The sequence below is a fragment of the Nonomuraea solani genome (genome assembly GCF_900108335.1).
GTDB classification, from domain to species: Bacteria; Actinomycetota; Actinomycetes; order Streptosporangiales; family Streptosporangiaceae; genus Nonomuraea; species Nonomuraea solani.
Window position 1 is genome coordinate 53,923 of record NZ_FNVT01000008.1, and the last position, 19,164, is coordinate 73,086.

The following is a 19,164-nucleotide window of genomic DNA, read 5'->3' on the forward strand; positions in this document are numbered from 1 at the left end:
CGTAAAGATCCGCCGCACCCGTCTCAGGAGTCACTTCTCTCATGGCGCACGTTGAACCGCTGCGGGAGGATGATCCGCCGGCGGTAGGGACATATCGACTGCTCGGCCGGCTGGGCGCGGGCGGGCAGGGCACCGTGTACCTCGGGCAGGGACCCGACGGGCGGGCCGTGGCGGTCAAGGTGCTGCGGGAAGGCACCGGGTTCGACGAGCGGTTCGCCAAGGAGATCGCGGCGGCGCGGCGGGTGGAGCCGTTCTGCATCGCGCAGGTGCTCGACGCCTCGCTGGGCGCGCAGCCGTACATCGTGACCGAGTACGTCGAAGGCCCCTCGTTGCAGCAGGCGGGCCGCCACAGCGGTGCCGGCCTGCAGCGGCTGGCGGTCGCGACGGCCACCGCGCTGGCCGCCATCCACGAGGCGGGCATCGTGCACCGGGACTTCAAGCCCGCGAACGTGCTGCTCGGGCCGGGCGGGCCCCGCGTCATCGACTTCGGCATCGCCCGGGCCCTGGACGAGGCGGTCACGCATACGAGCGGGATCGTGGGGACGCCCGCGTACATGGCTCCCGAACAGTTGGGGGGGCATCAGGTGGGGCCGCAGGCGGATGTGTTCGCCTGGGCGTCGGTGATGGTTTGGGCGGGTACGGGTACGCCGCCGTTCGGGCAGGACACGCTGCCCGCGATCATCAACCGGATCCTGAACAACGAACCTCAGCTGGGTGATCTGCCGCATCCGATGCGGTCGATCGTGTACGACTGCCTGGCCAAGGATCCGCGCAACCGGCCGACGATGCGGGATGTGATCCTGCGGCTGCTGAGTGGCCAGAACCCCATGCCGGGGCAGGGCTATATGTCGGGACCGGGGCAGGGGCCAGGGACGGGTCCCGGTACCGGGCCGATGCCCGGCCAGGGCCCGATGCCAGGTCCTGGGATGAGACCAATGCCAGGCCAAGGCCCAGGTCCGATGCCAGGCCGAGGACCTATGCCGGGTCAAGGGCCGATGCCCGGACGCAGGGCCGGTGGGCGGCGGGTCGGGCTGCCTGTGGCAGTGAGCGTCAGCGTGTCCGGGATCATGGTGGCGGCGCTCGTGGCGGGTGCCGTGTGGTTCTCGTCCAACCCCGGCGACCCCACCACAGCCACCCTCGCCCTCACCTCCCCGAGCCCTTCCACCACGAAGAGCACCAAAGGCACGAAGGCCACCACCTCCCCGAAGTCCACCAAACCGACCAAGAAACCCACCACCCGGCCGACCACCGCGAAGCCCACCACACCGAAGACCACGGCCGCGTCCACGCCGACCCCCGCGCGCACCACCAAACGCCCCAGCCCCACCCCCGTCCGTACCACCAAGAAGCCCGTGGTGAGCGCCAGGGCCGGCATTCTGGAGATCGAGATGAAGGGCGGCCCCGGCCAGGAGCAGGGGTCCGGCTGCTACATGCCCCCGGTCGGCTTCCAGACCTACGTGGAGACGACCAAACGGGAGATCTGGGTCTCCTCCGCGTGGATTCTCGACGGCAAGTCGCTCGGGCAGCGGAAGAACTGGGTGTCGGCGGACGTGTACACGGCGTTCGTGAGCTCCGGCCAGTACATGCTCAAGGCCGGCCGCCACAGCCTCACCCTCAAGGTCACCTCGCCGTCCGTGACGCAGAAGACCCTGAACTTCAACGTCTGCGCCATGCCGACATGGTGATGGACGAGGCCATCGGCCCGTACCGGGTCGTCAAGCAGCTCGGGGAGGGCGGTCAGGGCGTGGTCTACCTGGCCACCGCCCCCGACGGCACCCGCGTCGCCGTCAAGGTGCTGCGCGAGGGCGTGCCCGGTGACGGCCGGTTCGAGAAGGAGATCGCGGCGGCGCGGCGGGTGGAGCCGTTCTGCATCGCGCAGGTGCTCGACGCCTCGCTGGGCGCGCGGCCGTACATCGTGACCGAGTACGTCGAAGGCCCCTCCCTCCATCAGGCGGGCCGCCACAGCGGTGCCGACCTGCAGCGGCTGGCGGTCGCGACGGCCACCGCCCTGGCCGCCGTGCACCGGGCCGGCGTCGTGCACCGGGACTTCAAGCCGCACAACGTGCTGCTCGGGCGTGACGGGCCGCGCGTGATCGATTTCGGCATCGCCCGGGCGATGGACGCCGCGCTGACGCGTACCAGCAGTGTGGTGGGGACGCCCGCGTACATGGCGCCCGAGCAGTTCTTGGGCGCGCCGGCGGGACCGGCCGTGGACGTGTTCGCGTGGGGATCGGTCATGGTGTACGCCGCCATCGGCGCCCCGCCGTTCGGCAACGACTCCCTACCGGCGGTGCTCAGGAGGATCCAGTACGAGGAGCCGAACCTCGGCGAGGTCCCCGAGCCGCTCCGCTCGATCGTGTACGCCTGCCTGAACAAGAACCCCGACGCCCGCCCCGCCATGCAGGACGTCCTCTTCCAGCTCATCGGCGCCCGTCCTGCCCCCAGCGCGCCCCCGCCCGGACCCATGAGGCCACCTGCGCACCCAGGTCAGGACCGTGCGATCGCCGCCCTCCAGACCGGCCCCGTCCGGCGGCGGCGCAACGGGGTGCTCATGGCCGGCGGCGCGGCGGCGGCCGTCGTCGTGACCGGCGGCGTCGTGGCCGCCCTGGCCTGGTCGCCCCTCTGGCCGGGCCGAGACACCACCGCGATGATCCCCGCCTCGACCCCTGCAGCATCGAGCCAGGTCAAGGCCCCGAAGGAGACCGCCAGGGCCCTGCGCCCCCGCCCCACCAAGACCCGCGAGACCCCCAAAGCCAGCCCGTCAACCACCCCAACCGAAGCGGAACCCAGCACCCCCACCACCAAGAAACCGACGTCGAAACCCACCACCGCCAAACCCACGACGGCGGGCGGCGTGAAGGCGGTGTCGTTCGAGTACGAAGGCATCAGGGACGGCGGCTCCTGCTGGCCCTACGACACCAACATCTGGGCCAACGTCACGGCCACCGGCCAGTACAGCTACCGCTGGTATCTCAACGGCCAGAGCCAGGGCGCCATGGTGGGCCCGGGGGACAGAAGACCCCTGCTGCCCTCCATCGTGTGGAAGAAGGGCGGCCCGCAGAACGTCGTCTTCGAGGTCTTCAGCCCCAACAAGCTCCGCCGCAGCTTCACGGTGACCATCTGCGACTTCGACGCGGGCGGCTAACGCGCGGCCGTCCGCAGCGCCCGATACAGCAGGCGCGGATCACCCAAATGATGCCGTAGCAGCTTCTCCAGCCCACCGATCGGCACCAGGTTCTGCGGCGCGCGCGGGTCCTTGTAGTCGACCCCGGCCAGCGCCGGCAGGGCCAGCGTCAGCGAGTCGGCCAGCCGTACCACCTCGGCCGGATCCAGATCGGCCCCGGCCTCGCAGCGCGCGATGCCCGCCCACGGCGCCGTCGACTGGACGGGAAGCCGGAGGTACCAGGCGTGCCGCCGCCAGCTCGTGCCCATGAGGAACACCGGTGTGCGCTGCCCGGAACCCAGCGCCCCCACCACCCCCGCCTGCGGCGACGGCAGGTAGGCGGCGTGGTGGGTCTTGACGTAGCCGACCGTCCGCGGCAGATGGGTGCGCCCCCGCAACGGCCCGTCCACCAGCAGCAGATCGTCGCTCCTGGTCCGGTGCCGCACGGCCAGATCCACCTCCAACTGGGTGACCTGCCGCTGCAGCGCCAGCGACAGCTCCTCGAAGCTGGAGTCGGCGGCCTTGCTCGGCCGGAACACGGCGTGCGGCGTCTTGACCTCGGGCGTGTTCGGCGAGGCGGAGATCAGTGTCCTGTTGACCTCGATCTCGGCCAGATCGGCGCCCTCGGGGCCGCAGCGTACGATCCCGGCCGCGTAGGAGGCGGCGATCCCGGGAACGGGCATCGCCGCGCCCGCGTCGTGCACCCAGACACGCGCGTCGATCCTGCGCACACCGTCCGCGACCAGCAGCGTCTCCGGCGCACTGGCATCGGGTCCGGGGGTGACCGGCTTCCAGTCGGCGGCCGGGCACTCGATGTCGAGGACCAGCTCGGCACTGGTGGACCCGAGTTCGGACAGCGCCTCGACCGCGAGGGCCGCGGCGTATCCCGGATCCCACGGGTCGACGGTGAAGCCTGTCAAAGAGCCGCCTTCCGCACGTGTGAGCCCTTGGCGTCACGCCTGACCTCGAAGCGTACCGGCACCCGGTCGGCCAGCGCCGGGACATGGGTGACCACGCCGATCATGCGTTCGCCGCCGGTGGCCAGGCGTTCGAGGGTGGTGGCGACGGTGTCGAGGGTGGCGGGGTCGAGGGTGCCGAAGCCCTCGTCGAGGAAGATCGCGTCCAGGCCCCTGGCGACGGCCCCGGACAGCGCCAGCGCCAGGGCGAGCGCGGCCTGGAAGGTCTCGCCGCCGGAGAGTGTGCGGGCGTTGCGCCGCAGGCCGGCCTCGCTGTGGTCGATGACCTCGATGTCGCCGGTCCGGTCGCTGAGGGCCAGCTCGTACTGGCCGCCGGACAGCTCGCGCAGCGTCTCGGAGGCGGTGGCGACCAGGATGGCCAGGGCCTCGGCGCACAACCACCGTTCGAAGGCGTTGGCGCGCAGGCGCAGGGCCAGCTCGTGGGCGACCTTGGCCTCGTGCTCCTTCTGGGCGGCGGCCTTGTCGAGCTCGGCGGCGCGCCTGCGGTCTTCCTTGACGCGTTCGAGTGCTCCTTCGACGCGGGCGACCGATCCGGCGACGGCGGCGCCGAACTGGTCGGGCGTCGCCTCGCGCGGCAGGGTGACGCCGTGTTCGGCCAGGCGTTCGCCCAGCCTGTGGCGCTCCTGGGCGAGCCGGCCGCGGGCCTGTTCGAGCTCCTGCTCGCGCTCGGTCAGCGCCGCTTTGGCGGCCTGGGCGGCACGGTCGCGCCAGCCGAGCAGCTCGGTCCAGGCCACGTGCAGGTCGCCGCGCGTCAAGGGTGGCGGCGGGTCGTCGTGCGGGCCGGAGACGAGCAGGCGGTCGCGGACGGACTGCAGGGTGTTCCAGGCGCTCTCGGCCTGGCGCTCGATCCGCTGGACCTCGGCGCGCGCCCGGTCGAGCTTCGCGCGGGCGGCCCGTGCCGCCGTGCGCGCCTCGCCGGCCACCTCGCCGGCCTTGGCGATCGCGGCCAGCGCCGCTTCGAGCGCGGCCCGGTCGCCCGGGGCGGGCAGCGCGGCCAGCTCGGACTCCAGCCGGGTGGCCTGCGTGGCGAGCATCGTCGCCGACGTCTCGGCCTTGGTGTGCGCCGACCTGGCGCGGGCCGCCCGATCGCGGGCGCCCGACAGCGCGCGGTCGGCCGAGCCGAGGCCGGCGAGCGGGCCGTGATGCGGCGTTTCCGAGAGCGTACGCAGGCAGACCGGGCACGGCTCCCCCGCCGTCACGCGCTGCGCCAGGTCGGCGGCGGCGTGGGCGTCGCGCAGCCGTTCGCGCTCGCGTTCGGCGCCGGCCAGCGCCTGCTCCGCCGTGGTCAGCTCGCCGGCCAGGCCCTCCAGTGAGGTGGCCGCCCTGGCGGCGTCGGTCTTGGCGCGGGCGGCCTCGGTGGTCAGGCGGTCGCGGGCGTCCAGGGCGGCCAGCGCCGCCAGCGGCTCCGCGCGATCACCCAGGGCGGCCAGCGCTTCGTACGCCTCGTGCTCGTCGGCCTCCAGCCCCGCCACGTCGGCGCTCAGCCCGTCGATCGCGTCGGCGGCCGTGCGCCGGGCCGTGGCCAGGGTGGGCACCGCGTCCGGCATGCGCAGCGACGACAGCACCGACTGTCGTTCGGCCACGGAGGCCCGCTCCTGGTCGGCGCGCTGAATGTCGGCCTCGCGGGCGCGCAGCAGGTCGAGGTCGGTGTCGATGGTCCCGGCCAGCCGCCGCAGCGCCGCCAGCCGGTCGGACAACTCCCGCTCGGCCTCCTCCGACGCGCCCGACAGCCGGGCGAGCTGGTCGCGGGCGAAGGAGGCGGCCTGCTTGGCGCTCTCCTCCTCGCGTACGGCCTGCTGCCTGATCAGCTCGTAGACGTCGGCGTCGAGCAGTTGCACCAGCAGGTCCTGCCGCTCGCGCGGCGCGGCGTGCAGGAACTCGGCGAAGCGCCCCTGCGGCAGCACCACGCACTGGGTGAAGAACCGGTATTCGAGGCCGGTCACCCGCTGCACCTCGGGGGTGACGTTCTCGCCCTCGGCCAGGGGTTTGACCACCGCGTCGTATGCGCTCTCCAGCGGTTCGGCCGGATCCAGCTCGTCGATCCTGGCCTCTTTGGTGCGCACCGCGCCCTTGGCGTCGCGCACCATGGAGCGGACCACGCCGTAGCGCCGCCCCTCGCTCTCGAACACCAGCGCCACCTTGCCCGCGCTCGCCGACGGCGCCAGGGCGTGGGCGATGATGTTCTCCTTGCCCCAGCGGGGGACGGTGCCGTAGAGGGCGAAGCAGATCGCGTCGATGATCGTGCTCTTGCCCGCGCCGGTCGGCCCCACCAGGGCGAAGTATTCGGTGTCGGAGAAGTCGACGCTCACCGGCTCGCGGAAGCTGCCGAAGTGGTCGAGGTGCAGGAGCAGGGGACGCATCAGCCGCTCACCTCGTCGTAGAGCCGGTCGAACAGCGTGGCCACCTGCTCGTCGTGGCGCCCGGTGGCGGTGAGGTATTCGCGGAACAGCTCGCGCGGGCTGCGCCCGGCCGTGCCGCCCTGGCGCGTGGCGGGCACGGGTCGGAACCGCTCGTCCAGCACGACGTCAACGGAGCCCGGCAGCAGGTCGCGTACGTCGTCGGACAGCCCGACCCGGGGTTTCTCCTCCACGATCACCTTGAGCCAGTCGTCACCCGCCTCCAGGCCCTCCAACTGCTCCAGCGTGCCGCGCACCGTGCGCAGCTTGCGGGCCGAGCTGAACGTCAGCTCCGTCACCACGGCCGGGCGGCCCGGCTCGACCTCCACGAGCAGCGCGCCCGGGGTGTTGCCCTCCTCGCCGAAGTCGACGGCGAGGGGCGAGCCGCTGTACCAGATCGGGCAGGGGCCCGGGATCTGCTGGCGGCGGTGCAGGTGGCCGAGCGCGGCGTATTGGGTCGAGGTCGGGAACGCGGTCGGCTCGAAGTAGTAGGAGAAGATCGACTGCGACTCGCGCTCGCCGCCGCCGAACCCGCCGCCGGGCAGCGTGCCGTGGGTGGTGATCAGGTTGACGGTGTCGCCCTGGAAGCCGTCGGTCAGCGCGCCGATCAGCTCGGAGATGCGGGCCGCGTAGTCGCGGTTGTGGTCGGCGGCGGTGCCGGTCAGCACCTCGCCGGCGCGTACGACGTATCTGTGCGAGAGGAACGGCAGCACGCCCAGCCGTACGGACTCGCCGGAACGCGCGGTGAACGCCAGCGTGCCGCCCGCGTCGGGGCGGCGGAACGTGCCCACCACATGCATGCCCAGCTTGCCCAGCACCGGCCGGTAGACCTCCAGGAGCTGCGGGTTGTCGTGGTTGCCGGCGAGCACGATCACGTCGCGGCCGTCACCGCGCAGGGCCATGAGCACGTTGAGGACCAGCGACTGGGCCTCCGGCGTCGGGGCGGAGGTGTCGAAGAGGTCTCCGGCCACGATGACGGCGTCGACGTCGTGGGTGCGGGCGGCGGTGTAGAGCTCACGCAGCACCGCGCGGTGCTCCTCGAAGCGCGGGCGGCCCTTGAGCACCTTGCCCACGTGCCAGTCCGCGGTGTGCAGGATCTTCACAAAACCCCCTCAGAACGGCGGAATGTCCTCTTCGACGACGCCGGGCAGCCCCTGGAACGGATCCGCCGGGCCCTTGCCCTTGACCGTCTGGGTCGCGGCCTCCGACGGGCGGGTGGCCCAGGCGGGGAACGGGAACGCGACGGCCAGCGGCACCGGGATCTCCGGCTGGGCCACGAACATGGTGCCCGGTTTGGCGATGGTGGCGCGTTCCCGTACCGCCGTGGGCAGCCAGCCGTATTCGGACCTCATGGCCTCGGCCGGGTCCAGGCGGCCCGCGACGCGTACGGCGCTGTTGGCGACGATGCGGCGCTCCACCTCGGAGGCGGTCTGCTGGGCGCCGATGAGGATCACGCCCAGCGAGCGGCCCCGCTCGGCCACGTCGAGCAGGATCTCCTTGATCGGGGAGTCGCCTTCGCGCGGAGCGTACTTGTTCAGCTCGTCGAGCACCACGAACAGCAGCGGCTTGGCCGTGCCCGCGGACTCCTTGCGGTGGAACTCGCCGCGCAGCACCACGCCCACCACGAACCGCTGCGCCCGCTCCGGCAGGTTGTGCAGGTCGACGATGGAGACCTGCGCGTCGGAGGTCTTGACGGAGTGGCTGCGGAAGAACGGCAGGTCGCCGCGGATGATCGGCGAGAGCGCGCGCACGCCGCTGCGGAGCCGGCGCAGGAACGCGTTGACGGTGCCGAGCGGGGTCTGCGCGCCGGTCCACTCGTGCCGCTCGGCCTCGTCCTGGAGCTGGTCCGACAGCAGTTCGACCAGGTCGGTGAAGGTACGGCAGGCGGTGCCGCGCACCATCACCGCGCCCCCGTCGCCGACCGGCTGGGCCCACGCCTTCAGCCGGGCGGCGACCTGCCCCACCAGCAGCGAGTAGCCGGCCCGCTCGTCGTCGGCGTCGGCGAAGACGAACCGCAGCAGCTCCTCCTCGCAGAACTCGACCAGCGTCCAGTAGAACGCGCTCACCCCGTGGGTGCGGGCGGAGACGTGCGGCACGCCGTTGGGGTCGTTGGGCCTGGGCGGGGCGAAGACGTGCACACTGCCGAACGGCCGGGCCGGCAGCCCCAGACCGGCGTAGACGGAGCGGGCCCGCTCGTCGAGCCGGGTGTTGTCGTGGTCGAGGAAGAGCAGGTCCTCGCCCTTGACGGAGAAGATCAGCGCCTTGGTGTTGGCCGCCTCCTGCTGCAGCACCCCCGAGTTGAAGATCGAGTAGAGCAGGAACGTCGCGAACGAGGTCTTGGTGGCCACACCCGACACGCCGGAGATCGACACGTGCGCGCCGCGGGTGCCGTCGAGGAAGTCGAAGTTGACGTAGAGCGGCTGCCCGTCGCGCCCCATGCCGAGGGGGATGCGCCGGTCCATCACGTCGAAATAGAGCGCCTGGTCGCGGTCGCCGGCACTGGCCAGGTGCACCTTGGCGCCGGGCAGCGGCGGCACGAAGACCTCCGGCTCGACCCTGGTCACCCGCACCTCGGCCACCTCGACCACGGCCGCAGGCAGGGCGCCGTCGGCGATGAGGAAGACGTCGGAGTCGTACGCGGCGCCCTCGTGCCTGGCCTCCACGGCCGTCACCACACCCGCCACCAGCACCGGCCCGTAGCCGGGCACGTCGCGCCTGGTGACCACCACGTCGTCGAGCTGGACGACCTTGCCGGGCTCCAGGCCGATCCAGAACGACAGGGGCGAGGCCGCCTGCGTGCCCAGCACCCGCCCGACCGCCTCACCGGCCACAGGCGCAGCCTGTGGCGTCTCCTGGCTCGCGGCCCCGTTGACCGTCACTGATCCCTCCGCCCCCACACATGCCGTTCCTAGCGAGCGTAGCGGCGCTTGAGGGGTTCCGGAGCAGGCTGAGGACGGCTGGCGAAAATGTCGGAGGCATGCCTTAAGCTGCCCTGTTCGTGGTGAGCGCCTCGGCCGCGGAAATGTCAGGGCCCACCCCTAACATGCTGGCCATGACCGCGACCGACGACACCATCATCCACGAGCCGTCCCTGACCGCCGGCGAAGTCGAGATGCTGCTGTTCGCCCTCGACCGCTCCCGTGCCACGTTCGCCTGGAAGACCGGCGGCCTCGACGCCGCCGCCCTGACCCGGCCGCACCCGCCGAGCGCGATGACCCTGGCCGGGCTGATCAAGCACCTGACCAGGGTCGAGGAGGAGACGGCGACCTGGCGCCTGTTCGGGGAGCGGCCCCCGCCGCCCTGGGACACCGCCGACAACGGCTGGGAATGGGCGTCCGCCGCCGATGACACCCCCGACGAGCTCTACACCCGCTGGCGGGAGGCCGCCGCCCGCACCCGGGCCGCCGTGGCCAAGGTGCTGGCCGACGGCGGCCTCGACCGGCTCGCCGGATTCACCACCGCCGACGGCCGCTCACCCAACGTGCGCCGTTTCCTGGTGGACCTCCACGACGAATACGCCCGGCACGTCGGCCACGCGGACCTGTTCCGCGAGGTGATCGACGGCCTGGTGGGCGAGGACCCGCCGCAGCCGGGCTGACGCCCTTCAGGCCCAGCCGACCTTGGCCCGGCTGCCCTCTGGCCCGGCCGGCCTTGGGCCCGGCTGCCCTCTAGGCCCGGCCGCCGTCCTTGATGGACACGATGGACGCGGTCTGGAACCTCTTGTGCCCCTTGTCCTTACCGCCGACCACCGCCGTGTAGTTCTTGGTGGTCCAGCCGAGGCTGTACTTGATCTTGAGCTTGTGGGTCGTCTTGCACCGGTTGCTCCAGTAGACGGTCACCGAGGTGTTCCCGTCCCCCCAGGACCAGGCGAAGCACCCGGCCACACCCCGATGGACGTCCGCCGAGGCCGGCGTGGCGCCGACCCCGACCCCCAGGCCGGCGGTGACGACGGAGGCGGCGGCGACGACCGCCGCACGGTTGCGCAGACCGGCCATATGAGCGCTCATGGACATGAGAATTCCCCTCTGGTGGTGGTCATGGATTCCCGGTGGCTTCCCGCACCGGGTGCTCCTGCCACGTTGCCACCAGCGACACCGCCCGCCCCACCGCTCTTTGTCCGAGCCTCCGACTCTGGACATTGGACAAAGAGCAACCGCTCTCCGGCCTGCCCCCTCAGTCCGAAATACCGGAAATAACCGCCACCGCCTCAACCTCGACGAGCTGATCGTCGTACCCCAGCACGGTCACGCCGAGCAACGTACTGGGCACGTCGTGCTCCTTCATGTACTCCCGATACACCTGCCAGGCGGCCACCAGATCGGGCCGGTTGCCAGAGGCCACATAAACGGTCGTCTTGACGACATCGGTCAACGACGCCCCCGCCCCTTCGAGGGCCGTCACGAGATTCTTCATCACCTGATGCGCCTGCCCGGCATAGTCCCCGGCGGCCACGGTCTTGCCGTCCATGTCGAGCGGACAAGCGCCGGCCACCCAGACACTGCGCACGGGCGCGTCGACGACCGCCGCGTAGGCGTAGTCGACCTGCTGGGTGAGCTGGTCACTGCGAATGAGTCGAACGCCTGTGGTCATGGACGTTTTCCTACCACCACCGGCAGCCCGGACGCCTCTGATTAAGCGGCGTGAGCCTCGGACCGGACCGGCCCCAGATCGTGCCCGGCGGTGAGCCGCACCTCGGCGTCCAACGCGGCGGCCAGGTGCCGGAGCGGCGCGACGGTGGGCGCGGTCCCGCCCTCCTCGATGCACTCGATCTCGGTCATGCCCGCCCGATCGGCGAGCTCCGCCACGCAAGATCCGCATCCACGAACGACCGGCGTGTCAACCAAGTGACCACGAGCCCCGTCCCCTCTTGTGCATCAGCCGTCGCAAGGGAGCCGCCGTGCGTGTTCAGTTGGTCGTCTCAGCCGCCGCCCTGATCCTCGCGTCCGTCGTCGCGATCCCCGCGCATGCGGCCGCCGCCGAGGTGGTGGCCTATGAGTGCACCACCAAGGCCACAGGCGAGAAGCAGCAGGTCAGCCTGAACGTCGACCTGACGGTGCCCGCTCAGGCCGCGGTGGACGTGCAGATGACGATCGGCTGGAACGGCACCTATGTCACCGGCTCCGAGCTGGTCGCCCCCGCCGCAGGGATGGAGGGCGAGATCAATCTGTACGCCTACGCCGGCATCAGCAAGATCGAGAACCTGACCTCGGCCACCGGTGTCTCCCCCATCGGCACGATCGTCCCGGGCGAGCCCATTCCGCTTCCCCAGACGTCGGTCGAGCTCAAGACGACACCGAAGAAGCCGGGCTCAGGCACCGTGCACGCCGCCTCCTTCAACTTAGGTCCCCGTCCCCAGGAGCGCCTGATCGAGTGTGAGGTCAAGGACAAGGGCGACCTGACCGAATACCCCCTCACCGTCACCGGTGCCGGCGACTCCACCGCTCCGAGCCCCGATCCCGACGACACGGACACCGAGACGACCGACCCCGGCACTGACACCAAGGACGAAACCGACGTCACCGATCCCGAGCCGGAGGACACCGTCACCGAGACGCCGGCCGGTGGGGCGGACACCGGGGCCGGGGGTGAGGCCGGGCCTGATGGGCGGATGGTGATGGGGACTGGGGTGGTGATCATGCTGGCGGCGGTGGCCGGGCTGCGGTTGCGGAGGCCGCGGAAGGTCAGGTCGCCGCGAGCAGGCGGGCGATCGACGGGTCCGTGATGGCCGTGTCGGCGGGAACGCCATGGACCGGATGATCGACAGCCTGCCCCCGTCCTCCTCGAACGGCAGGAACACCGGCTCCGCCGCCGCACCGTTCTCGGCCGGTTCCAGCAACACGTCTTCGAGCTGATCACGCAGCGCGTCCCATACGGAAGCGCTGGTACTTCCGGAACCAGTCGGGTGTCCAGGACAGGACCGCGCGGCGGCCGGCGGAATCCGGTAGAGCTCCTGGTAGCCGGTGTGGCGCCAGGTCATCAGCGCGTGCGCCGCCGACCACAGGAAGTCGACGTCCTGGGCGGTCCCGCCCACCTCATCCCCCGACCAGCGGGACGAGCTTGACGAACGACATCACCGGATCGACAGTCTCCGACAGGTCGTCGATCCGACGCTCCCCCACCAGCAGCAGGAACCCGTTGCGCTGGAACGCCCGCTCGGCGATGTCGGCCTGACGCTCCCGGTCGACGCGTCGGCGGGTGCCCGTGCCGTTCAGCTCGACCTCGGTGTCCACGGGCCGGACCAGCCCGTTGAAGCGGGCCTTCGGGGCGGCGTTGTGGCGGGCGATCTCCTCGCGGACGCGCAGCCGGACGAGCTCGCGCGCCGAGATGCGCTCGGGCAGGCCGGGCAGCGTGAACTCGTCCAGCGGCTTACCGGTGGAGCTCTCGTCCCTGAAGGTGACCGTGGCCATGTGCGACACCATCGGATGCGTCGACGTGTTGAGGACACGGATATCAGCCGTCGCCGACAGAACCAGGTCAAACCATTGAACTCCGGCGCCGCCGCCGTTACGGTGCACCTGAAGTGACTTTCTGTAATCTGTCATATTGTATCGATTACTACTTAACGAGGTCTGCCCGAGCATGCCGAAGAAAGTGACGATCACCCTGCTGGCGGCGTTACTCACGATCGCCACCGGCGCCGCCCCCGCAGCGGCCACCCCCGCGAAAAAGATCGTTTATGTGTCCCCCGATGGCAGCGACACCGCGACCGGAACGATGAAAGACCCGTTCGCCACGATTGAACGAGCCCGCGACGCCCTGGCCGGCAAGACCGGCCCACGCTCCCCCGGCCTCGTCCACATCCGCGAAGGCGTCTACCAGACCTCCAAGACGATCCGGCTGAACGGCGCCAAAGACTCCTACGTCACCTACGCCGCCTACCCCGGCGAACAGGTCGAGCTCGCCGGCGTCACCACCCTCGCCGCCGGCAGGTTCCGCAAGCTGGGCGACGTCCCCGACGAACCCAAGTGGTCGTCGAAGTCGCGCGTCCCCGCCGCCACCGCTCCCAACATCTGGGTGTACGACCTGGGCGCCGACGGCATCCCCACCGGCACACTCAACAAGAATGGCTTCAACTGGAAGCCCCAGCCCTTCGCCCCCGAGCTGATCACCGACGACGCGACGCAGACGCTGGCCCAGTATCCGAACGGCGCGGCGAAGCTCGACCGTACGCACATCAAGGTCAAGACGGCCCCGAAGGGCGCCCGCGACTACTTCTCGGACAAGACCGCCGACGGCACGACGCTGCCGTACGAGGACATGCTCGAACTCCCCGGCCCCGTCTACACGGTCCTCGACCCCGCGCTGGCGGAGCACGCCGCGACGTGGGCGGCGGAGACCGACGGCTGGTTGTCCGGATATTTCGGCAACAACTATGCGAACGACCGGGTACGCATCGCCTCGGTCACCGGCGCCGACGTCGCGACCCGCTACCCCACGATGTACATCGCGGTCGACAAGTGGACGTCGTTCGTCGGCCAGAACCTGCTGAGCGAACTCGACGCCGAGGGCGAGTATTACATCGACCGCCATCAGGGCAACAACACCCTCTACTACTATCCGCCCGGCGGCACGGTCGAGGGCAAGGAGATCAGCCTCACCTCGTTCGACGCGCCGTTCTTCCAGTTGGAGAACGTCACGGGCGTCACCCTCAAGGGCCTGAGGCTGAACGGCACCACGGGCACCGGCGTACGCCTGCTGGACGCCGAGTCGTGCACCATCGACGGCCTGGAGATCCTCAACGTCAGCATGGACGCGGTCGCGATCGGCGAGGCCAACGACGCGATCACGGCCATCGCCGAATATCGCACGAGCCGGGGCGGCCACCGCAACCGCGTGGTCAACAGCAGGCTGCACGACCTGGGCGGCGGCGGCGTCTTCACGGCGGGCGGCGACCGCGACTCACTCGAACGCGGCGACCACGTCGTCGAGCACAACGAGATCTACGACTTCTCGAAGCTGGCCACCTACACACCGGCGGGCTACATGTACGGAGTCGGCAACACCTTCCGCCACAACGACGTCCATGACGCGCCCCACATGGCCATCCAGATCATGGGCAACGACATGGAGATCACCCACAACAGGTTCGAGAACCTCGTGACGGACGCCTCCGACCAGGGCGTGATCTACGCGGGCCGGGACTACACGTTCCTGAACAACGTGGTGGCCCACAACCTGTTCAAGGACGTCGGCGCCGACGGCAACCAGGCCATCTACATGGACGATGGAATGTCCGGCATGGTCGTGCACCACAACGTCTTCGACAACGCCCAGCACGGCCTGTTCTACCAGTCGGGTCACAGCAACGTGGCGTCGGACAACGTGTTCCTGAACGTGAAGTACATCGGCCACGACAAGCTCTACCACGAGGGCGGCAAGCGCCTGCCGGTGGCGAACGCGAAGGTGGTGGTCGAGCGCTTCAACGACATGCTGAAGGCCGGCGACGGCACCGGTTTCACCAACACCCGCGCGAACATCGCGAAGTGGTACGGCCGCTACGCCAGGCAGTATCCGAACATCCGCGACTGGTACGTCCCCACCGACTCCCAGGGCCGGGTCTGCACCGCGGTCGGCACCACGGACTGCACCGACGAGTACGTCTGGGCGAACCCGAACTCCCTGTACGTCCCGTCACACAATGTCCTGACCCGCTCGGTGAGCATCGCCGCGGGCGACTTCGCCTACACCGACGACGCCGGCGGCCTGAGCGTCAAGACCTTCAACCCGGACTTCGACTCCCACAACGTCAAACGGCCCACGGCCGCCGACTTCGCCTTCGACCCCGCCACGGGCCGGTTCGACGAGCGGACCACGTCCCTGAACACCACCGACGGCTTCGGCCCCAGATGGGTGCGGGACTGGAACAGGAACTTCACCCTGGAAGGAATCGGACCCCGATGAACGACTCAGGGCACCTCCCACGAGGGAGGTGCCCTGAGTCTGCGTGTGCACCGCCAGGGACTCGAGGCCTTCTCGGCGAAGATCTTGTCGCGGCCGATGCCGTGCGCGGCCAGCGCGTCGAGCTGGGACTGCAACTCCTGGGTGAGGGAGGAGCAGCGGGCGTAGCCGATGCGAATGTCGGCGGTCCGGGCTTCGGGGTCGACCGGGGCCGGCGGCGGGGTACCCGGGCCGCCAGGGCCGGCCGGGTCCCCGGTCGGTGGGGGTGAGTATCCGCAGGTGCTTGGTCAGCCGCGGCGCTTTGGTGAACCGGCCGGTGTGATAGCTGCCCCCGACCGCCCCCGACCGTGCTCGGCAGGGCGAACCGGCTTCAACGCCGCAGCGCGGGCACGGGTGCCGTCGAAGCCGGTCAGCCAGGTCCGCGCCGAACTCCAAGCCGTGTTTGTGGGCTACGTGGCTTGCGGTGACGGGGCCCTGTCGAGCCTCTGTCGAGCCCTTTGAGCGCTGTCGCGCCACCCTGAATGGTTCAGCTTTATGCCGTGCTCGTTGCAATAGTGTGTGCCGCACAGTATCGTGTGACATGTGCACGATGACGATGAGCTGCTTGCCACCCATCTCCAGGAGCTGCGGCGGGGCACCGTCGTCCTGGCCTGCCTGCTCATGCTCGACCGCCCCGACTACGGCTACGCGCTGCTCGACCGCCTCACCCGGGCGGGCCTCGCCGTCGACGCCAACACCCTCTACCCCCTCCTGCGCCGCCTGGAGAAGCAGGGTCTGGTGACCAGCGACTGGAACACCGAGGAATCCCGGCCGCGCAAGTTCTACCGCACCAGCGACAGGGGCGCCGCGCTCGCCGCCGAGCTCAGTCGCGACTGGGACGAGCTCGACACCGTACTCCGCTCCCTGAAAGGCGCGTCATGACCACTACTGCCACCACCAACACGCTCACCGACCGCTATGTCGCGGCGGTCCTGCGCCACCTGCCCGGAAGCCGGCGAAGCGGGAGCCGGCGATCCGAGGACCAGCGGCCCGAGGACCAGCGGCCCGACATCGACATCGAACGCGAGCTGCGGGCCTCCATCGCCGACGCCGTCGACGACCGGGTGGAGGCCGGCGCCGACCGGGCCGAGGCCGAGTTCGCGGTGCTCACCGAGCTCGGCGACCCGGCGCGGCTGGCGGCCGGTTACGCGGACCGTCCGCTCCAGCTCATAGGCCCCGCGCTCTACCTCGACTACACGCGATTACTGACCGCCCTGCTCGTGACCATCGTGCCCGCCGTGGCCGTGGCGGTGGGGCTCGTGCAGGGACTGCGCGGGGCGGGCGCGCTCGACCTGATCGGCGACACCCTCGGTGCGGCGCTCACCACCGCCGCGCACCTGGTCTGCTGGACCACGCTGCTGTTCGCGACCATCGAACGCGTCACCGGACGCGTGACCGGAGGCGCCGCGGGACGCCGCACGCCCGCCAGGCGCTGGACGCCCGACGCGCTCCCCGAGCCGCCCACCCACCGCGCCCGCTACGGCGAGCTGATCATCTACACCGTGGCGATGGTGCTGTTCACCACCCTCATCCTGCTCTCCCCGGTGATCAGCACCGAGACCGACGCGCACGGCGCCCCCATCGGCGTGTTCGCGCCGTGGCTGTGGCAGACCGGCTTCGTGTACGCGTTCATCGCCCTGGTGACCCTGAACCTCGCCGTCGCCTACGCCAAGCACTACGCCCGGTGGAGCGTTCCGCTCGCCGTGGCCGGGACACTGGTCGAGATCGCCTGCCCGATCGCGCTGCTCTGGCTCGCCGCCGGTGACCGGGTGCTCAACCCCGGCTTCACCCAGGCCGCCGCCTGGCCGCAGAGCGCGACCACCTGGATCAACACCGCGCTCATCGTCGTGCCCGCCCTCACGATCGTCTTCGCCGTCATCGACGGCATCGCCCGAGCCACGCGTCGCTGAACCCACACGAATCAGGAGACCGGCATGAAAGCAATCGTCTATCAGGAGTACGGCTCGCCCGACGTCGTGCGTCACGCCGACGTCGACCGTCCCGCCCCGGCCGCGGGTGAGGTGCTGGTCGGGGTGCGCGCCGCCGCGCTCAACCACGCCGACCTGCTCACCCTGCGCGGCACGCCGCTCCTGCTGCGCCTGGCGTTCGGGGTGCGGCGGCCGAAGGCGACCGTCCTGGGACGCGCCGTCGCGGGCACGGTGGCGGAGATCGGCCCGGACGTCAAGGAACTCCAGGTCGGCGACGAGGTCTTCGGCGAGGCGGCCCAGCGCGGCTTCGCCGAATACGTCGCGATCCCGGCGAAACGCCTGGCCAGGAAGCCGGAGCAGGTGACGTTCGAGCAGGCGGCCACCTTACCCGTGGCCGGGATCACAGCCTTGCAGGCGCTGCGGCTCGGCGCCGCGCGCCCCGGCACGACGGTGCTGGTCAACGGTGCCTCCGGCGGGGTCGGCACGTTCACCGTGCAGCTCGCCAAGGCGCTCGGCGCCGAGGTCACCGGCGTGTGCAGCACCCGCAACGCCGAGCTGGTGCGCTCGCTCGGCGCCGATCACGTGATCGACTACACCCGCGAGGATTTCACCCGGGATACACGCCGCTTCGACGTCCTGATCGACATGGTCGGCAACCACCCGATCTCGGCGCTGCGCCGGCTCCTCGCCCCCGGCGGCATCTACATCGCCTCCAACAGCGCGGGTGGGCCGGTGCTCGGGCCCATTCCCCGGCTGCTGGCCACGGTCGCGCAGACGCCGTTCGTCCGGCAGCGGCTCCGCGTCCTGACCTCCCGGAGCACCGCCGAGGACCTGTGGACGCTCGCCGGCTTCGTCGCCGACGGCAAGGTGACACCGGTGATCGAACGCACGTATCCGCTCAGCGAGACCGCCGACGCCCTCCGGCTCCTGGAGCGGGAGCACGCCCGCGGCAAGATCGTCCTTCTGGCGTAGGACGAGGAGGCCGGGTGCCCAAGGCCCGGGGCCTGGCCGAAAGTACGAGATCGCGGTCGGCCGAGGGGCGGGCGCAGGTCGGGCCGGTGGCCCGATGAGCCGTCCCCGCCTCTCGTCGCAGGATCGATCCATGACCGAGCACTCGAATCCGACGCTCTCCCCGGTGGCGGCCACCGCGCCGCGGCCGCGTCCGCGTGCCTCCCGGCGTGGCGACGGCCGGCTCGTGCCTGTGAGCTCCGGCGATAAGTGGCCGGGGAGACCCACAGCTATCTGGCCGAGGATGGTTCCGGATCGGTCAGCTGACTCTTCCAACGAGGGTCAGTGGGTACGGCGGCGGGGCGCTAGGACCTCGGCGACCTTGGCGATGGCCTCGGCGCCGGGTTTGACGTAGCGCATGGCGGTGCGGGGGTTCTTGTGCCGGGTCTTGCCCATGATGAGTTGCAGCGAGACTTCGGCTTCGCCGAGGTGGGTGGCGGCGCTGTGGCGTAGCTGGTGCAGGTCGAGGCCGGCGTGCTTGTCGAGCAGGACGCGGGCGCGCCGCCATGGCGGCCGTCCGAGGGTGTTCGACGACGACATGATCGCTTACGCCCGCAGCCTGCGCGGACGCGGGGTTCCGGTGCCGGAGATCGCGGCCAAGCTGGTCATCCCCACCGGCAAGAACAAGGGCCGCAACCCCTCCCTGGCCAGCGTCTACCGCGTCCTGGGCGCCGACGACGCCGACGGTGAGGACTGACGGCCGGGCCTTGGAGCCTTCGGGGCAAAGGCGGCCTGCCGGGGTCGGCCCCGAGGGG

At 70.8% G+C, this 19,164-nt stretch carries 18 protein-coding genes and 1 pseudogene; 9 read left to right on the top strand and 10 right to left on the bottom strand.

Features of this window, described 5'->3' with window-relative positions; genetic code table 11:
• Positions 1-41 precede the first annotated feature (41 nt).
• Together C4V41_RS27840 and C4V41_RS65400 are read left to right on the top strand one after the other, a co-directional pair.
• Positions 42-1,685 (top strand): serine/threonine-protein kinase, encoded by a 1,644-nt coding sequence (locus C4V41_RS27840; protein ID WP_103958915.1) that lies wholly within the window; start codon positions 42-44, stop codon positions 1,683-1,685.
• Complete coding sequence (locus C4V41_RS65400) at positions 1,679-3,145, top strand: protein kinase domain-containing protein (protein WP_103958916.1); 1,467 nt, start codon at positions 1,679-1,681, stop codon at positions 3,143-3,145. The genes C4V41_RS27840 and C4V41_RS65400 overlap by 7 nt, the downstream gene beginning before the upstream one ends.
• On the opposite strand, the gene C4V41_RS27850 is transcribed toward C4V41_RS65400, so the two are convergent.
• The 4 genes from C4V41_RS27850 to C4V41_RS27865 are packed head-to-tail and all read right to left on the bottom strand — an operon-like array spanning position 3,142 to position 9,415.
• Positions 3,142-4,083, bottom strand: a complete 942-nt coding sequence (locus tag C4V41_RS27850) for a hypothetical protein (protein WP_103958917.1) — start codon at positions 4,081-4,083, stop codon at positions 3,142-3,144. The genes C4V41_RS65400 and C4V41_RS27850 overlap by 4 nt on opposite strands.
• Positions 4,080-6,500: an AAA family ATPase gene (locus C4V41_RS27855; RefSeq protein ID WP_103958918.1), complete on the bottom strand. Its 2,421-nt coding sequence runs from the start codon at positions 6,498-6,500 to the stop codon at positions 4,080-4,082. The genes C4V41_RS27850 and C4V41_RS27855 overlap by 4 nt, the downstream gene beginning before the upstream one ends.
• On the bottom strand, positions 6,500-7,639 hold the full coding sequence (locus tag C4V41_RS27860; protein ID WP_103958919.1) for an exonuclease SbcCD subunit D: 1,140 nt from the start codon (positions 7,637-7,639) through the stop codon (positions 6,500-6,502). The genes C4V41_RS27855 and C4V41_RS27860 overlap by 1 nt, the downstream gene beginning before the upstream one ends.
• Before the next feature lie 9 nt (positions 7,640-7,648).
• Entirely contained in the window at positions 7,649-9,415 is a 1,767-nt protein-coding gene (locus C4V41_RS27865; protein WP_103958920.1) for an ATP-binding protein, read from the bottom strand.
• A 173-nt stretch (positions 9,416-9,588) separates the two neighbouring features.
• On the opposite strand from C4V41_RS27865, the gene C4V41_RS27870 reads away from it, so the two are divergent.
• Entirely contained in the window at positions 9,589-10,134 is a 546-nt protein-coding gene (locus C4V41_RS27870; protein ID WP_235030421.1) for a mycothiol transferase, read from the top strand.
• A gap of 70 nt (positions 10,135-10,204) precedes the next feature.
• Here C4V41_RS27870 and C4V41_RS27875 read toward each other — a convergent pair whose 3' ends face one another.
• The 3 genes from C4V41_RS27875 to C4V41_RS27885 all read right to left on the bottom strand — a co-directional run bounded on the left by C4V41_RS27875 (position 10,205) and on the right by C4V41_RS27885 (position 11,341).
• Positions 10,205-10,543 (bottom strand): hypothetical protein, encoded by a 339-nt coding sequence (locus C4V41_RS27875; protein WP_146103808.1) that lies wholly within the window; start codon positions 10,541-10,543, stop codon positions 10,205-10,207.
• A gap of 166 nt (positions 10,544-10,709) precedes the next feature.
• Positions 10,710-11,126, bottom strand: a complete 417-nt coding sequence (locus C4V41_RS27880) for a RidA family protein (protein ID WP_103958923.1) — start codon at positions 11,124-11,126, stop codon at positions 10,710-10,712.
• Between the two features lie 41 nt (positions 11,127-11,167).
• Positions 11,168-11,341, bottom strand: coding sequence for a hypothetical protein (locus C4V41_RS27885; protein ID WP_200824272.1), 174 nt, complete (start codon positions 11,339-11,341; stop codon positions 11,168-11,170).
• 92 nt (positions 11,342-11,433) lie between these two features.
• On the opposite strand from C4V41_RS27885, the gene C4V41_RS27890 reads away from it, so the two are divergent.
• Complete coding sequence (locus C4V41_RS27890) at positions 11,434-12,258, top strand: hypothetical protein (protein WP_146103809.1); 825 nt, start codon at positions 11,434-11,436, stop codon at positions 12,256-12,258.
• A gap of 310 nt (positions 12,259-12,568) precedes the next feature.
• Here the strand turns inward: C4V41_RS27890 and C4V41_RS27895 are convergent, their stop codons facing one another.
• The gene (locus tag C4V41_RS27895) at positions 12,569-12,943 is read right to left on the bottom strand and encodes a hypothetical protein (protein ID WP_103959250.1); all 375 of its coding nucleotides are present in this window, start codon (positions 12,941-12,943) and stop codon (positions 12,569-12,571) included.
• Positions 12,944-13,115: 172 nt separating this feature from the next.
• On the opposite strand from C4V41_RS27895, the gene C4V41_RS27900 reads away from it, so the two are divergent.
• A complete protein-coding gene (locus tag C4V41_RS27900; protein ID WP_103958925.1) occupies positions 13,116-15,437 on the top strand; it encodes a right-handed parallel beta-helix repeat-containing protein in 2,322 nt (773 codons plus the stop codon).
• A gap of 288 nt (positions 15,438-15,725) precedes the next feature.
• Here C4V41_RS27900 and C4V41_RS66445 read toward each other — a convergent pair.
• A pseudogene (locus tag C4V41_RS66445) lies at positions 15,726-16,049 on the bottom strand (zinc finger domain-containing protein); the annotation flags it as partial.
• On the opposite strand from C4V41_RS66445, the gene C4V41_RS27910 reads away from it, so the two are divergent.
• From C4V41_RS27910 to C4V41_RS27920, 3 genes are read left to right on the top strand one after another with little or no spacing between them, the layout of a single operon-like run.
• A complete protein-coding gene (locus C4V41_RS27910) occupies positions 16,017-16,355 on the top strand; it encodes a PadR family transcriptional regulator (RefSeq protein ID WP_103958926.1) in 339 nt (112 codons plus the stop codon). The pseudogene C4V41_RS66445 and the gene C4V41_RS27910 sit on opposite strands and share 33 nt — an antisense overlap.
• A complete protein-coding gene (locus C4V41_RS27915) occupies positions 16,352-17,383 on the top strand; it encodes a permease prefix domain 1-containing protein (RefSeq protein WP_103958927.1) in 1,032 nt (343 codons plus the stop codon). The genes C4V41_RS27910 and C4V41_RS27915 overlap by 4 nt, the downstream gene beginning before the upstream one ends.
• Before the next feature lie 24 nt (positions 17,384-17,407).
• The gene (locus tag C4V41_RS27920) at positions 17,408-18,373 is read left to right on the top strand and encodes an NAD(P)-dependent alcohol dehydrogenase (protein ID WP_103958928.1); all 966 of its coding nucleotides are present in this window, start codon (positions 17,408-17,410) and stop codon (positions 18,371-18,373) included.
• Positions 18,374-18,691: 318 nt separating this feature from the next.
• Here C4V41_RS27920 and C4V41_RS27925 read toward each other — a convergent pair whose 3' ends face one another.
• Positions 18,692-18,949 carry a tyrosine-type recombinase/integrase gene (locus C4V41_RS27925; protein WP_235030422.1) on the bottom strand — a complete coding sequence of 86 codons (258 nt, stop codon included), beginning with the start codon at positions 18,947-18,949 and terminating at the stop codon, positions 18,692-18,694.
• Here C4V41_RS27925 and C4V41_RS27930 point away from each other — a divergent pair.
• Positions 18,948-19,106: a hypothetical protein gene (locus C4V41_RS27930; RefSeq protein ID WP_200824273.1), complete on the top strand. Its 159-nt coding sequence runs from the start codon at positions 18,948-18,950 to the stop codon at positions 19,104-19,106. The genes C4V41_RS27925 and C4V41_RS27930 overlap by 2 nt on opposite strands.
• The last annotated feature ends 58 nt before the right edge of the window (positions 19,107-19,164 follow it).

Bases quoted from the DNA above. Each gene is read 5' to 3' on its own strand.
- C4V41_RS27840 (WP_103958915.1), top strand. From the start codon at position 42: ATGGCGCACGTTGAACCGCTGCGGGAGGATGATCCGCCGGCGGTAGGG.
- C4V41_RS65400 (WP_103958916.1), top strand. From the start codon at position 1,679: ATGGTGATGGACGAGGCCATCGGCCCGTACCGGGTCGTCAAGCAGCTC.
- C4V41_RS27855 (WP_103958918.1), bottom strand. From the start codon at position 6,500: ATGCGTCCCCTGCTCCTGCACCTCGACCACTTCGGCAGCTTCCGCGAG.
- C4V41_RS27870 (WP_235030421.1), top strand. From the start codon at position 9,589: ATGACCGCGACCGACGACACCATCATCCACGAGCCGTCCCTGACCGCC.
- C4V41_RS27875 (WP_146103808.1), bottom strand. From the start codon at position 10,543: ATGAGCGCTCATATGGCCGGTCTGCGCAACCGTGCGGCGGTCGTCGCC.
- C4V41_RS27880 (WP_103958923.1), bottom strand. From the start codon at position 11,126: ATGACCACAGGCGTTCGACTCATTCGCAGTGACCAGCTCACCCAGCAG.
- C4V41_RS27895 (WP_103959250.1), bottom strand. From the start codon at position 12,943: ATGGCCACGGTCACCTTCAGGGACGAGAGCTCCACCGGTAAGCCGCTG.
- C4V41_RS27900 (WP_103958925.1), top strand. From the start codon at position 13,116: ATGCCGAAGAAAGTGACGATCACCCTGCTGGCGGCGTTACTCACGATC.
- C4V41_RS27915 (WP_103958927.1), top strand. From the start codon at position 16,352: ATGACCACTACTGCCACCACCAACACGCTCACCGACCGCTATGTCGCG.
- C4V41_RS27920 (WP_103958928.1), top strand. From the start codon at position 17,408: ATGAAAGCAATCGTCTATCAGGAGTACGGCTCGCCCGACGTCGTGCGT.
- C4V41_RS27930 (WP_200824273.1), top strand. From the start codon at position 18,948: ATGATCGCTTACGCCCGCAGCCTGCGCGGACGCGGGGTTCCGGTGCCG.
- C4V41_RS27925 (WP_235030422.1), bottom strand. From the start codon at position 18,949: ATGTCGTCGTCGAACACCCTCGGACGGCCGCCATGGCGGCGCGCCCGC.